We start from the raw sequence: 690 nt of genomic DNA on the forward strand, positions 1-690 counted from the left end.
GATGAGCTTGGCCTTCACCGCGTAGTCGGCCTGCGTCTTCAGCGTGCCGGCCAGCGGGTCGTCGGTGACCAGGATCGACTGCCATGCCGGGTCGATGACCTCCGGTGCCAGCTCCTTGCCCGTCTCGGCCTTCAGCGCCGCGTTGGCGGACGCCTTGGCCTTGTCGGGGTTGGCGTTGATCCACTCGTTGGTCTTCACGGTGCCCTTGAGCACGGCCTCGACGACGTCCGGGTGCTCCTTGAGGAACTTCTGCGACACGATGACGTTCGTGATCACGAACTTCTTGTCGGGCCACAGCTCGGTCTCGTCGAGGAGGACCTTCGCGCCGTCGGTGACCAGCTTGGACGCGGTGGGCTCGGGCACCCACGCGCCGTCGATCGAGCCGGACTTGAAGGCGTCGGGGGTGACCTTGTTGTCCGTGCGGACGACCAAGACGTCGCCCTTGCCGGACTCCGGGTCGACCTTCCAGCCCTTCTCCGCGATCCAGTTCAGGAACGCGACGTCCTGGGTGTTCCCCTTCTGCGGGGTGGCGATCTTCTTGCCCTTGAGGTCGTCCAGGGTCTTGATCCGGTCCGGGTTCACGACCAGCTTCACGCCGCCGGAGGCGGAGCCGGAGATGATCCGCAGGTTGGTGCCCTTGGACTTGACGTAGCCGTTGATCGACGGCGAGGGGCCGATGAAGCCGATGTC

General features: G+C 65.7%; 1 protein-coding gene. It reads right to left on the reverse strand.

The annotated features are described in order from the left end of the window. The coding region (locus LG632_RS30005) for an ABC transporter substrate-binding protein (RefSeq protein WP_226731081.1) at nt 1-690 on the reverse strand (690 nt) is incomplete at both ends.

This window comes from Streptomyces antimicrobicus, assembly GCF_020532625.1.
Taxonomy (GTDB): Bacteria; Actinomycetota; Actinomycetes; order Streptomycetales; family Streptomycetaceae; genus Streptomyces; species Streptomyces antimicrobicus.